The sequence below is a fragment of the Motiliproteus sp. MSK22-1 genome, from assembly GCF_001968815.1.
Taxonomy (GTDB): domain Bacteria; phylum Pseudomonadota; class Gammaproteobacteria; order Pseudomonadales; family Balneatricaceae; genus Motiliproteus.
The window spans coordinates 183,366-197,577 of sequence record NZ_MIEQ01000049.1 but is presented as its reverse complement, the minus strand read 5'-3'; the positions used below and the strand labels follow the sequence as shown (position 1 = coordinate 197,577).

The 14,212-nt window shown below is 50.3% G+C and carries 11 protein-coding genes; all 11 read left to right on the top strand.

Annotated elements, in window-relative coordinates; genetic code table 11:
* Window positions 1–10 precede the first annotated feature (10 nt).
* Window positions 11–2,398, top strand: a complete 2,388-nt coding sequence (locus BGP75_RS15670; protein WP_233152943.1) for an aldehyde dehydrogenase family protein — start codon at window positions 11–13, stop codon at window positions 2,396–2,398.
* A 56-nt stretch (window positions 2,399–2,454) separates the two neighbouring features.
* Window positions 2,455–3,519 (top strand): BMP family protein, encoded by a 1,065-nt coding sequence (locus BGP75_RS15665; protein ID WP_083704850.1) that lies wholly within the window; start codon window positions 2,455–2,457, stop codon window positions 3,517–3,519.
* A gap of 99 nt (window positions 3,520–3,618) precedes the next feature.
* Window positions 3,619–5,298, top strand: a complete 1,680-nt coding sequence (locus BGP75_RS15660) for an ABC transporter ATP-binding protein (protein WP_369832132.1) — start codon at window positions 3,619–3,621, stop codon at window positions 5,296–5,298.
* Window positions 5,295–6,422, top strand: a complete 1,128-nt coding sequence (locus tag BGP75_RS15655; protein WP_076719766.1) for an ABC transporter permease — start codon at window positions 5,295–5,297, stop codon at window positions 6,420–6,422. Before BGP75_RS15660 ends, BGP75_RS15655 begins: the two co-directional genes overlap by 4 nt.
* An 11-nt stretch (window positions 6,423–6,433) precedes the next feature.
* Window positions 6,434–7,399, top strand: a complete 966-nt coding sequence (locus BGP75_RS15650) for an ABC transporter permease (RefSeq protein ID WP_076719804.1) — start codon at window positions 6,434–6,436, stop codon at window positions 7,397–7,399.
* Window positions 7,400–7,465: 66 nt separating this feature from the next.
* Window positions 7,466–7,918, top strand: coding sequence for a cytidine deaminase (gene cdd, locus BGP75_RS15645; RefSeq protein WP_076719765.1), 453 nt, complete (start codon window positions 7,466–7,468; stop codon window positions 7,916–7,918).
* Window positions 7,915–8,760, top strand: a complete 846-nt coding sequence (locus BGP75_RS15640) for a purine-nucleoside phosphorylase (protein WP_076719764.1) — start codon at window positions 7,915–7,917, stop codon at window positions 8,758–8,760. The genes cdd and BGP75_RS15640 overlap by 4 nt, the downstream gene beginning before the upstream one ends.
* Window positions 8,757–10,079: a thymidine phosphorylase gene (deoA, locus tag BGP75_RS15635; protein WP_076719763.1), complete on the top strand. Its 1,323-nt coding sequence runs from the start codon at window positions 8,757–8,759 to the stop codon at window positions 10,077–10,079. The genes BGP75_RS15640 and deoA overlap by 4 nt, the downstream gene beginning before the upstream one ends.
* 85 nt (window positions 10,080–10,164) lie before the next feature.
* Window positions 10,165–11,403 (top strand): phosphopentomutase, encoded by a 1,239-nt coding sequence (locus BGP75_RS15630; protein ID WP_076719762.1) that lies wholly within the window; start codon window positions 10,165–10,167, stop codon window positions 11,401–11,403.
* 54 nt (window positions 11,404–11,457) lie between these two features.
* On the top strand, window positions 11,458–12,444 hold the full coding sequence (gene add / locus BGP75_RS15625) for an adenosine deaminase (protein ID WP_076719761.1): 987 nt from the start codon (window positions 11,458–11,460) through the stop codon (window positions 12,442–12,444).
* 73 nt (window positions 12,445–12,517) lie between these two features.
* On the top strand, window positions 12,518–14,152 hold the full coding sequence (gene ushA / locus BGP75_RS15620) for a bifunctional UDP-sugar hydrolase/5'-nucleotidase UshA (protein WP_083704849.1): 1,635 nt from the start codon (window positions 12,518–12,520) through the stop codon (window positions 14,150–14,152).
* Window positions 14,153–14,212 lie beyond the last annotated feature (60 nt).

Here is a 14,212-nt window from a genome sequence, read left to right as displayed (position 1 = left end):
AATGAACCTAATGACAATCTTTGAAAACATGGACTATGGAACGGCCCCGGAAACGAGTCAGGCAGCATTACAATGGCTTGACCAACATCAGCGTCGTTTCGGCCATTTTATAGACGGTAAATTCCATACTGACGAATCAGAGCAGCGGTTTGATAGCCGTAATCCGGCAGACGGTACTGTTCTGGCATCTTTATCCGCAGCCGGTACTGATACTGTTAATAAAGCGGTAAAAGCTGCAAAAAAAGCACAATCAGACTGGTCCGCCCTGAATGGACACCAACGGGCCCGCCACCTGTATGCCCTGGCACGCCTGATACAGAAGCACGCCCGCCTGTTTGCCGTGCTGGAAACGCTGGACAATGGAAAGCCCATCCGCGAGAGCCGCGACGCAGATATCCCGTTAGTGATTCGTCACTTTTATCATCACGCTGGATGGGCACAATTGCTGGACAGCGAAATGCCTGAACAGGAAGCCCTGGGAGTCGTTGGACAGATTATCCCATGGAACTTTCCGCTGCTGATGCTCGCCTGGAAGGTAGCCCCCGCTCTGGCCTGTGGTAATACCGTCGTACTGAAACCGGCAGAATACACAAGTCTCAGCGCATTGCTATTTGCCGAGATCTGCCAACAGGCAGGTTTACCAAAGGGGGTGGTCAATATCATCACTGGCGACGGCACTACCGGGAGTCTGATTTGTGAACATCCGGACATCAGTAAAATCGCTTTCACCGGATCAACTGAAGTCGGTCGACAGATTCGTGAAAAAACTGCGGGGAGCGGTAAGAAACTAACGTTGGAATTAGGTGGCAAATCGCCCTTTATTGTCTTTGATGACGCCGACCTGGATAGCGCCGTTGAAGGCATTGTCGATGCTATCTGGTTTAATCAGGGGCAGGTCTGCTGTGCAGGATCCCGACTGCTTGTACAGGAAAGCATCGCTGAGCTATTGCTGGCAAAAATCCGTGCTCGTATGGATACGTTGCGCATCGGCAACCCTCTGGATAAAACCGTTGATTTAGGTGCAATAGTAGACCCGATACAACTTCAACAGATCACATCCTTAGTCAAGAAAGGCGTTGAAGAAGGCGCTGAAATCTACCAGCCCCAGGTGGAAAAAGTAGATATCTGCGATAACGGCTGTTTTTATCCTCCAACACTACTCAGTGAAGTGGAAGGATCAGCTTATGTCGCCCAGGAAGAAATCTTTGGCCCTGTACTGGTTAGCATGACTTTCCGCACCCCCGCCGAAGCCGTGCAACTGGCCAATAATACCCGCTACGGTCTGGCGGCCAGCATCTGGAGTGAGAACATTAATCTGTGTATGGATATCGCACCGAAGATAAAAGCAGGGGTTGCCTGGATCAATTGTACCAATCAGTTTGATGCCGCAGCAGGGTTTGGTGGAACCCGGGAATCCGGCTTTGGACGTGAAGGTGGTCGGGAAGGCCTTTACGAATACCTGAAGCCCCGCCACCTTGCTACTGCAAAGCCCATCAAGGCAAAAACGAAACCGGGCGTATCCGCCGGAATCAGCACAACCAGTACTCAAAACAGGTTAGATCGCACTGCCAAGTTTTATATCGGAGGGAAACAGGTACGTCCGGACTCGGGTTACAGCCTGGACGTTCTGTCACCGAAAGGTGAGCTGTTAGGGCACTGTGGTGAAGGCAACCGAAAAGATATCCGCAACGCTGTAGAAGCCGCAGCCAAAGCCACCAGCTGGTCTCAGGCCAGTGGCCACAATCGTGCTCAGGTTCTGTATTACATTGCAGAAAACCTTAGCGCACGAGCTGAAGAATTTGCGGCTCGAATTAGCGAACAAACCGGCTGCAGCACCAAACAGGCAGCTGAAGAAGTGGAGGTTTCTATCCAGCGCCTGTTCAGCTATGGAGCCTGGGCAGACAAATATGACGGTGCTGTGCATTCGGTACCGATGCGAGGTGTGGCTTTGGCAATGCACGAGGCTAACGGAGTGATGGCAGTGGTTTGTTCTGATCAGGAACCACTACTGGGCTTTATCTCGTTAATTGCACCCGCTATTGCCATGGGAAATCGTGTTGTGGCTGTCCCCTCACAGACCCACCCTTTAAGTGCTCTGGATTTTTATCAAATACTGGAGACCTCCGATGTTCCAGCGGGGGTCATCAATATTATCACCGGTAACAGCAACGAACTGGCAAAAGTTTTGGCGGCTCACTACAACGTGGACGCTATCTGGTATTGGGGTGATGCCGAAGGCAGCACTCTGGTTGAAAATGAGTCTACAGCCAGTCTGAAACGCACTTGGGTCAACTATGGCCTGAGCCGAGACTGGCTGAGCCCGACTCAAGGGGAAGGTCGTGAATTTTTGCGACAAGCAACTGAAGTAAAAAATATCTGGGCGCCCTACGGCGAATAGTTAGCGATGGGTTCCAGTGAATGGAACTCAACCACATCCTTACGAGGAACATAATAATGAAGAGCTGCAAAACCCTTTTAGCCGCTGTATTTTCTAGCCGAACGGTCATATCAAGCCGTGCTGCCAAGAACCTGGCACCCGTTCTGGCAGTCGGTGCAGTGGCGCTGGCATCTGCCACCGCTCAGGCTGCCAACATAAAGCCTGCTGTAGTTTTTGATATGGGTGGAAAGTTTGACAAGTCCTTTAACGAAGCCGTTTATCATGGTGTCGAGCGGTTCTCTAAGGATACCGGGATCAAGTATCGTGACTTCGAAGTAAACAATGAGACTCAGTTCGAACAGGCCCATCGCAAATTTGCTCAGCGAGGCTCTAATCCAATCATCGGTGTTGGTTTCACCCAATCTTCAGCAGTACAGGAAGTTGCTGCTAAATTCCCAGAGACAAAGTTTGTCCTGATCGACTCGGTCGTTGATCTGCCTAACGTGCAATCACTGCTGTTCAAGGAACATGAAGGTTCATTCCTGGTGGGCATGCTGGCAGCCATGAAATCCAAGTCAGGCAAAGTTGGCTTTGTCGGAGGTATGGATATCCCCCTTATCCGCAAATTCCAGTGTGGCTATGAACAGGGAGCCAAATACGCGAACAAAGATATCGAAGTTATTGCCAACATGACCGGAAACACCCCTGCCGCATGGAACAATCCAGGGCGCGGATCTGAGTTGGCCAAAGGGCAATTTGATCGTGGTGTAGATGTTATCTTTGCTGCTGCGGGCGGCACTGGCTTTGGTGTCTATCAGGCCGCGAAGGACAATGGAAAATATGCCATTGGTGTCGATTCCAATCAGAATCATCTGCAACCTGGAACCATGCTGACCTCAATGGTTAAACGTGTCGGTGTTGCAGCCTACAAAGCGTTTTCTGATGCCAAAGACGGAACCTGGAAACCAGGTATCAGCTCATTAGGTTTAGCAGAAGGTGGCGTGGACTGGGCTCTTGATGAGCACAACGCAGCCCTGATCACCACCAAAATGGAAACAGCCATGGAGAAGACAAAGGCGGCCATTATTTCCGGAAAAATCAAAGTTCATGACTATATGAGCAATAACAGCTGCTCTTACTAATGACAGCAGTTTGAATTAACAACTCTGCTGTTTTACCGGAAGGTTCGACAGCAGAGTGGATCGTAGCAATAGCGCCAAAATAACGATAAGTACGGCTTAATGGCTAGTGAGACAACGATGACGGATATCGAATCCGCCGCTAACCGAACTACTGAGAAAAAGACTCTTCCGGTAGCGATCGAACTGCGCGGCATAAGCAAATCTTTTGGTTCGGTTCATGCCAACCAGGACATTGACCTCTGTGTTCACAAGAGTGCCATACACGGCATTATCGGTGAGAACGGAGCTGGAAAATCCACCTTGATGAGTATTATCTATGGCTTCTACGAAGCGGATCGTGGTGAAATTCTCGTCAATGGTCAATCAGTTCGTCTTCATAATTCTCAGGACGCTATCGCGGCAGGTATTGGCATGGTCCACCAGCATTTCATGCTGGTAGACACCTTTACCGTTCTGGAAAACGTCATTCTGGGAGCAGAATCCGGCGGATTGTTGAACCAGAGTCTAAACCATGCCCGCGAAGAGCTGACTCGCCTGGAGCGAGAATACAATCTGAAGGTGGATCTTGATGCACTGGTCAGCGACCTGCCGGTCGGAGAACAACAGCGTGTCGAAATCCTAAAAGCACTTTATCGTGGCGCCGAAATCCTGATTCTTGATGAGCCTACCGGTGTTTTGACTCCTCAGGAAACTGACCAGCTGTTTGAGATTCTCAAGACCCTGAAAACCCAGGGAGTAACAGTGCTGCTGATTACTCATAAGCTTCGGGAAATCATGGATATTACCGATGAGGTTTCGGTTATGCGCGGAGGGCGAATGGTAGCCCACCGGCTCACCCAGGAAACCGACAAGGAAACCTTAGCTGAGCTGATGGTCGGACGTAAGGTACGCCTGGAACTGAATCAAAAACCAGCCACCCCCGGCAACGTATTGCTGAAAGCAGAAAACCTGACCGTTGTTGACGACAAGGGAGTCACCCGGGTCAAAGGCTTTAATATGGAACTCAAAGCCGGAGAAATCATAGGGATCGCCGGTGTCTCAGGTAACGGTCAAAGTGAGCTGTTACAGGCTCTGGCTTGTATTCAACCATTAAGTCAGGGAAGTCTGCAGATTCACCAGCACTCAGTGACTCCAGAATCCCCCTGTAATCCCGCAAAAGCCAGAGAGCTGGGACTCGGTCACATTCCGGAAGACCGTCACCAGCTGGGTATGGTGACTCGATTCAGTGCTGCCGAATCATCTATTCTCGGATTCCATCGCAATGAATCAATTAATGGCAGCCTGTTGATGCACAACAGTAAAGTTGAGAAACACTGTGAGGCATTAATGGAACAGTTTGACGTTCGTCCACCACACCCGCAATTAAAATCTGCCAACTTTTCCGGTGGTAACCAACAAAAACTGATTATCGCCCGGGAGATGACTCAGAATCCCAGAATATTGCTTGTCGGCCAGCCAACCCGAGGCGTTGATATCGGAGCCATTGAGTTTATCCACAGGCAGCTGATTGAAATGCGTGATCAGGGTTGTGCGGTGCTGGTGGTATCGGTAGAGCTGGACGAAATCATGTCTCTGTCCGATCGAATTCTAGTGATGTGCGAAGGCAGCCTGGTAGGTGAAGTGGCCGGCAAAGATGCTGACGAGCGCACTCTGGGGCTGATGATGGCGGGAACACCACTCGATAAAGCCCGTTCAGGCTCTGGTCCAGGCTCTCCCCAACAAAAAACAATCAACGAGCGTCCAGCCCATCAGATATTAAGCCCGGAGACCAGCGGATGAGCACTACAAACAATACTTTACCCCGCTGGGCGGACGTTCTGTTAATACCGATTATCAATATCGCGCTGGCCCTGCTGGTTTCGGGCCTGATCATCATTGCGATCGGTGAAGACCCCATTGAAGCAGTCAAGATCCTGCTTGTCGGTGCCTTTGGCTACGACGAAGCAATGGGCTACACCCTTTACTATACAACCAACTTTATCTTTACCGGCCTCGCCGTTTCAGTGGCTTTTCATGCGGGATTATTCAACATAGGAGGCGAAGGCCAAGCCTATATCGGTGGTTTGGGCGTCGGCTTGGTGATGCTTGCGCTGGGTCCAATACTGCCATTTTATCTGCTGATGATCCTGGGCATCATCGCAGCTGCCGTATTTGGCGCAGCCTGGGCTTATGTACCGGCCTATTTACAGGTTTATCGGGGAAGTCATATAGTCATTACGACGATCATGTTTAACTTTATCGCTTCGGCACTGATGGTCTACCTGATGGTCAATGTGTTAATTGCGCCGGGCTCAATGGCGCCTCAAAGTGTGATGCTGGCCGACAGTTCCCACCTCCCCTTTATCCATGAAATCATGAACGCTCTCGGCTACGAAATGGTTCATACCCCTCTCAATATCTCTTTTTTCTGGGCTCTGATTTGCTGTCTGTTACTCTGGGTTTATCTCTGGCACAGCCGCTGGGGATATGAGCTTCGCACGGTTGGCTTTAACGAAAAAGCTGCTGGCTATGCCGGAATAAATACCAAAAAAGTCGTCATCATTACCATGTGTATCTCCGGAGCCCTGGCAGGCTTTGTAGGTATCAACGAGATTCAGGGGGTTCACCATAAGCTACTGCTGAATTTTACAGCGGGGTACGGTTTTACCGGCATTGCCGTTTCCTTAATGGGACGCAACCATCCGGTAGGCGTAGTACTGGCAAGTCTGTTGTTCGGTATTCTTTATCAGGGAGGGGCTGAATTAGCCTTCGAAGTTCCTAAGATCACCCGGGAAATGGTAGTCACTATCCAAGGGCTGGTGATTCTGTTCTCCGGCGCTCTGGCCTATATGACCCGTCCCTGGCTGGAAAAAATATTCAGTCTGTTTAGCCGTCCCGCCAGCGCAACAACACAGGAGGCCTGAGCATGGATGACATCTTCTCAGTTCTGGTTCTAACACTGGATGCAACCCTGCGTGTAGCAACGCCACTGATTCTGGCAGCCATGGCAGGACTCTTCTCGGAGCGATCCGGAATTATTGATATCAGCCTTGAAGGAAAAATGCTGGGGGCTGCATTTATCAGTGCCTGTACAGCAGCCGTGACAGGGTCAGCCTGGTTAGCCCTGATGGCGGGAATAGGCGTCTCCGTGGCACTGGCCCTCCTTCATGGCCTGGCTTGTATCACTTATCGTGGGAATCACGTGGTCAGTGCTGTCGCTATTAATATTCTGGTCGCTGGTCTGACCGTCGTATTAGGCATCGCCTGGTTTGAACGGGGAGGTACAACACCGGCACTGCCATCAGAGGCTCGCTTTATGCCGATTGAATGGCCTTTAGCAGAGATCATCGGCCAACTGCCTGTGCTCGGCACCCTCTATAAAGAGTTGCTTAGTGGTCACAACTTACTGGTTTATGTTGCATTACTACTGGTTCCTCTGAGTTGGTGGGTGATTTATCGCAGCCGATTTGGCCTGCGCCTGAGAGCCGTCGGTGAAAATCCACAGGCCGTTGATACAGCGGGGATTTCTGTAGCCTTTTTACGATATCGTGCAGTTATTATCTGCGGCGTCTTATGTGGAATAGCAGGTACTTATATTGCTATCGCGCAAAATGCTGGTTTTACCCGAGACATGACAGCAGGTCAGGGATATATAGCACTGGCAGCAATGATATTTGGTAAGTGGCGACCTGCTCCAGCCCTGCTGGCCTGCCTGATGTTCGGCTTACTGGATGCACTGGCCATTCGTATGCAAGGTGTTCCTGTACCGGTTATCGGTGAAGTACCTGTGCCACTGATTCAAGCCCTACCCTACATCCTCACAGTGATATTACTCGCAGGGTTTATCGGTAAAGCCGTTGCTCCAAAGGCGATCGGCGAGCCTTACTTAAAAGAACGCTAGATTGCTTGTGTTCGCTACAGCTTGCTACCGGCAACGGTAGCAGCCAACGTACCAAAAGGTATAAATGTGAATCAGAATCAAAAAGATAACAGCAACAACAACCAGAAAGGGAATGCTTCTCATACGTTCACTCTGGCTCAGCAGGCAATGGCAAAAGCCTACGCCCCTTATTCCGGTTTTAAAGTCGGTGCAGTTATCGAAGGCTCTAATGGCAAATTTTACAGCGGCTGCAATGTAGAAAATGCTGCTTATCCACAGGGTTGCTGCGCTGAAGCTTCCGCTATCTCCGCTATGGTCATCGATGGCGAAACCAGCATAAGCGCTATTACCGTTATCGGCGCTGGCGATAGCTTGATCACGCCCTGTGGTGGTTGTCGCCAACGTATTCGCGAATTTGCCAAAGACCAGACTCCAATCCATCTTTGTTCGTCGACAGGTGTCGAAAAAACCCTGACGCTGGGTGATTTACTCCCCCTGTCCTTCGGACCCGAACATATTGATACCGAGAACCAATCATGAATGCACAAATTGCACGCTGCGTTGACATTATCCAGTCTGAAATAGCAGACAGCAGCGCAGATATTCAAGCACCTAAAGTCGCCATTATCCTTGGTTCTGGTTTAGGTCCCTTTGCCGACGCGCTGGAAACTGTTGCAGAGATATCCTACAGCGAGCTACCAGGATTTCCCGAACCAGGAGTCGGGGGTCATGCAGGCCGTCTACTGCTTGCAAAAAGTGTAAAAGGGGAAAACATGGACGGTGCCACTTTTGTAGTACTTCAAGGCAGAGCCCATTACTACGAAAAAGGCGAAGCAGATGTCATGGCCGTACCTATTCACACATTGGCTGCCATCGGTTGCGAAACCCTGGTACTTACCAATGCCGCCGGTAGCCTGTTAACTGAAGCCGGTCCTGGTGCTGTTATGCTCATCACTGATCATATTAACATGACAGGTGTATCACCTTTATTTGGCGAAACCGGTAACCAACGCTTCGTTAATATGGGCGACGCTTATGAACCTTTCCTGAACCAGCAATTTCTCTCCATTGCTGAAAAACAGAATATCGAGCTCCATCAGGGAGTTTATGCCTGGATGAGTGGCCCCCAGTTCGAAACCAACGCTGAGATTCGGGCCTTACGCACACTCGGCAGTGATGCTGTTGGCATGTCGACAGTGCCAGAGGTTATTTTGGCCAAACATCAGGGAATGAAAGTTGCCGCCCTCTCAATTATTACCAACTACGCCGCCGGAATGAGTGAAACCCCACTCAGTCATGAGCAGACCATTGACAAGGCAGCCCTGGCCACTAAATCCGTAAAAACCCTATTAACCCATTTCCTGAAGGAGTATCAGGCATGAGTTTTTTACCTCAGGAGATCATTCGTCGCAAGCGTGACGGTAAAGTACTCAGCGAGGAGCAGATTGCTCAGTTTGTCGCCGGGATTACCGATGGTTCTGTTAGCGAGGGGCAGATAGCAGCACTAGCCATGTCCGTATTTTTCCAAGGGATGAATATGGACGAGCGTATTGCTCTGACTCGCAGCATGGTGCACTCCGGCGACACTATGAGCTGGTCCGACCTGGACCTCAATGGACCCGTGTTGGATAAACACTCCACTGGCGGTGTCGGCGACAAAGTAAGCCTGATGCTAGGCCCTGTTATTGCTGCCTGTGGTGGTTTTGTGCCAATGATCTCCGGTCGTGGGCTTGGACATACCGGAGGGACACTCGATAAATTCGATTCGATACCCGGTTATAACACGGCACCGGACAACCACCTGTTTCGTCGCACAGTTAAGGAACTGGGTTGTGCCATTATCGGCCAGACCGGCAACCTTGCCCCTGCTGACAAGCGGTTCTATGCCACCCGTGATGTAACTGCCACTGTCGAGTCAGTCCCTCTGATTACCGCTTCTATCCTCTCCAAAAAGCTGGCTGAAGGACTCGATGGACTGGTAATGGACGTAAAAACCGGAAACGGGGCTTTTGCAGACAGCCTGCCAATGGCTCAGGAACTGGCCGATAGCATTGTAAAAGTAGCCAATGGTTTTGGTGTTAAGACCTCCGCTCTTATTACCGATATGAACCAGGTACTCGGCACCACCGTCGGTAACGGAGTCGAGATGGTGGAAACCGTCGATTATCTGACAGGAAAAACCCGGGAAACAAGGTTGCACGAAACCGTTCTTGCCCTAGCCGCAGAAATGCTGGTTTTAGGAGGTCTTGCAAGCGATACAACAGATGGTCGCCATAAAGCCCAGCAATCTCTTGATAACGGAAAAGCTCTGGAGTGCTTTGCACAGATGGTATCCATGCTGGGAGGCCCGGCAGATTTTGTCGAACGCTATGACAGCTATCTGGAAAAAGCACCGGTCATCAGACCCTTCTACCCCCGGACCAGCGGGTATGTGGCGGCAATGGATTCCAGAGCAGTAGGTGTTGCAGTTGTTGCGCTGGGAGGAGGTCGCAGTAAAGCCACAGACCTTGTCGATCATTCCGTGGGGCTGACTCACTTCAGCCCAGTCGGAGCCATAGCAGATCCCCAGCAACCTTTGGCCTGGATACATGCGCGCGATGAAGACGCAGCCCAGCGAACCATCGAAACACTGACCAACGCCATTCGTATTGATGATCAAGCCCCGGCCTCCACTCCGGTGATCGTTGAGCGTATTAGTTGAAAGTTTTAAATGATGTACTGAATTCTTCAGCACATCTCTCTTGGACGTTTTCAAAGCAACCGGGATGCTTAAAGAGTAAAAACCAATGACACGTGCAATTATTCTAATTATGGATTCCCTGGGAATCGGTGCCAGTGATGACGCACCTCGTTATGGCGATCAAGGTGCCAATACTCTGGGCCATATTGCTGAAGCCTGCGAAAAAGGAGAAGCTGATCGAAAAGGCTTACGCCAGGGACCACTCAGGTTACCGAATCTGGCACGCTGGGGGATGGGAAAAGCCCTCGAATCCAGCAGTGGTTATAAGGCCACAGGATTGCACTGTGACGAAAAAAAACTGGAAGGCGCCTACGGATACGCTGTCGAGCAGAGCCGGGGGAAAGATACTCCCAGTGGTCACTGGGAGCTTGCCGGTGTACCCGTTCCATTTGATTGGGGCGTATTCCCCCGAACGGTACCCTGCTTTCCGCAATCCTTAGTGGACGAGCTGGTTGAGCGCTGCCAGTTGCCCGGCATTCTGGGAAACTGTCATGCCTCAGGTACTGAAATTATCGAGCAGTACGGCCAGGAGCATATCGATAGCGGTAAACCCATTCTGTATACTTCAGCAGACTCCGTGCTGCAGATAGCCGCTCACGAAGAGCACTTTGGATTAGAACGCTTATACCAATTAAGCAGTATTGCCAAAGAGCTGGTGGATAAACTCAATATTACCCGAGTCATTGCCCGCCCATTTATTAACGCCCCTTCATCTGCTGGTAACGCTGCATTTCAACGAACCAGTAATCGTCGCGATCTCACTACCGCTCCTATCGCAGAGACCCTGCTCGACAAGCTGGTCGCGGCGGGTGGCACCGTCGTATCCGTTGGCAAGATTGCCGATATTTTTGCTCATCGGGGTATCAGCAAAACCGTCAAGGGCAAGGACAATATGGATCTGTTTGACCGCCTTTTGGAAGAAACAGAAAGCAACGGTGACCAGTCCCTGATTTTTGTTAACTTTGTCGACTTTGACGCGGTATTCGGTCACCGCCGTGATATTCCCGGTTATGCCGCCGCACTGGAAGCATTTGATGCGCGTCTGCCGGAACTTGAAGCATTGTTAAAAGAAGATGATCTGGTATTGATCAGTGCCGATCATGGTTGCGATCCCTCGTGGCCCGGCAGCGATCACACACGCGAACATGTACCTGTACTGTTTTATGGACCCAATGTTAAGTCTGCTGATCTGGGACAGCGGAATAGTTTTGCCGACATGGGCCAGACTTTAGCTCAGCATTTACAACTTGCCCCCTTGGAGCAAGGTAAAAGCTGTTGGGAATAATCAACGCAGAATATGGCAATTTGAGCCTTGTCTCACCAAGCCAGAGATAAAAAAATGAACGATAGGCTGCAACTACCCAAGGTAGAGCTACACTGCCATCTGGAAGGCACCATGCCTCCCCCTTTAGTTCGTCGACTGGCCACACGTAATGGCATTCAGCTGACGGATGGATTATTCGATAACAACGATCAATTCGTCTGGACCAATTTTTCTGAATTTCTCAAAGCCTACGATGGCGGTGCCCGTTGTCTCAGAACGGGCCAGGACTATCATGACATAACCTACGAATACCTGAGTTCCTGCGCTCAGCAAGGTGCCATCTATGTTGAACTGTTTGCCTCACCCGATCATGCGGCAGCCGTTGGTATCAGTTATACCGAGATGCTGGAAGGCTGTGTGCAGGCCATCGATAATGCCCAGCGAGACCATCAGATCTGTGGCCGTATCATCATTACCTGTGTGCGCCACCTGGGGCCGGGGCAGGCCCTGTCAGTAGCACAACAAATGGTCGCAGAACCGCACCCTTATGTGGTCGGTTTTGGTATGGGAGGAGATGAAACTCTCCACAGCCCTCAAGACTTTCTACCCGCTTACCGAATTGCCAGCGACGCGGGTTATGGTTGTACAGCACATGCCGGTGAAGTCTGCGGCCCGGAGAGTGTCTGGGCTGCTATAGATCAACTACCGGTCACCCGGATCGGCCATGGAGTGCGATCAATAGAAGATCCTAAATTGCTTGAAGCGCTATACCACCGCAATATCGCCCTCGAAATCTGCCCTGGAAGTAACATTGCTCTAAATGTTTATCCTGATTACTCAGTGCATCCATTGTTAGCTTTGTTGGATGCGGGAATCAGTCTCAGCCTGAACTCCGACGACCCGCCTTTTTTCTGGACCTCCATCGGCAAAGAATATCAACGAGGGGCTTCAACTTTTCAGTTAAGCGAACAACAACTATTGAAAATCAGCTGTATGGCTTTAAAAGCAGCCTTTGTGGACGAAGAGACAAAGTCACAGTTACTGCTACAGCTGAAAAACTAACTCCCGGAGTACTAACAAGTTAGCGGAAACTTATTTTTATCATCAGGAACTAACAATAATCATAGGTGAAGTTATGTTACGAAATGCACTATCCCCGCTCTGTTTTGCAGCAGCATTAACCTTACCGCTTGAGGCAATGGCGGTAGCTAAGGCCGATACTACCTACCGTCTGACCATTGTCCACACCAATGATAACCATGGACGATTCTGGCATAACAAACACGGCGAGTACGGCATGCCCGCTCGCAAAACACTGATCGACCGAATCCGGGCAGAGGTCAAATCCCAAGGAGGTCAGATATTGGTACTTTCCGGTGGAGATATCAACACGGGGGTACCTGAGTCTGACTTGCAAGATGCAGAACCGGACTTTAAGGGGATGAGTAAAATCGGTTACGACGCCATGGCTCTTGGCAACCACGAATTTGACAACCCTTTAAGTGTATTGCGAAAACAACAGCAGTGGGCAAATTTTCCGATGTTGTCTGCCAATATCTATGAAAAAGGTAGCAATAAGCGCTTATTCAAACCTTATCAGATATTCGATATGCAAGGCCTAAAGGTCGCGGTCATGGGCCTGACTACCGACGATACCGGTATCGTCGGCAACCCCGAGTATATTGGTAATATTGATTTTAGAAACCCAATCAAAGAAGCCGAGAAACTGGTCCCTGAACTGGAAAAACAAGCTGATATCATTATCGCGGCAACCCATATGGGCCACTATCAGAATGGCAACCACGGAATAAATGCTCCTGGAGACGTCCGCTTGGCGCGCCAAGTCAACGGTATCGATATGGTCGTTGGCGGTCACTCCCAGGACCCGGTTTGTATGCAAGCAGAAAATCAGGTTATCGAAAAGTTCAAGGCTGGAGAGGCCTGCGTGCCCGACGTTCAGAATGGTACAGTGATTGTTCAGGCCCACGAATGGGGCAAGTACGTAGGTCGCGCAGACCTGGAATACAAGAACGGTGAACTGCGCCTATACAGCTACCAGTTAATCCCCGTGAATCTAAAGAAAAAAGTCAAAGTTGACGGCAAGAAAAAGCGTGTCCACATCCAGCCCGAAATTGCAGCCGATCAGGAGCTTCAAGATTTTCTTGAACCCTATCAGGCAAAAGGCCAGAAGGAGCTGGAAATGGTTATAGGTAACAGTGACGGCCTGCTGGAAGGAGATCGTGATATCGTTCGTTTCCGACCCAGCAATCTGGGCACTGTGATTGCCAGAGCGCAAATGCAGGCAGTTAATGCCGATCTGGCAGTGCTTAATTCGGGAGGGATTCGTGACAGTATAGAAGGTGGTGATATCAGCTATAAAGACGTACTGAAAGTACACCCTTTCGGCAATATGGTTTCCTCGGTAGAGATGACTGGAAAAGAACTGCTGGAATACCTGTCCGTAGTGGCCAGTAAACCTGTGGATTCAGGTGCGTTTGCCCACTTTGCAGGGCTAAGCATGGATGTAAACGGTGGCTCAATCAGCAACTTAACAATCCAGGGACAACCTCTGGACACAAGTAAAATCTATCGAATGGCCCTGAACAGCTATGTGGCATCCGGTGGCGACGGCTACCCGAAAGTCTCTGACAAGCCCAGTTATGTCAATAGCGGCTTTGTGGACGCAGATGTACTGAAAAACTACTTACAGAAAAACACTCCTCTTAAAATATCCACTTATGACCCCGCTGGAATCGTCAATCGCTACTAGTCCGATGTTCAAATAAGGATTGGTTGCCTGGACATACAAAGGCCGCTGTCAGCAATGCTA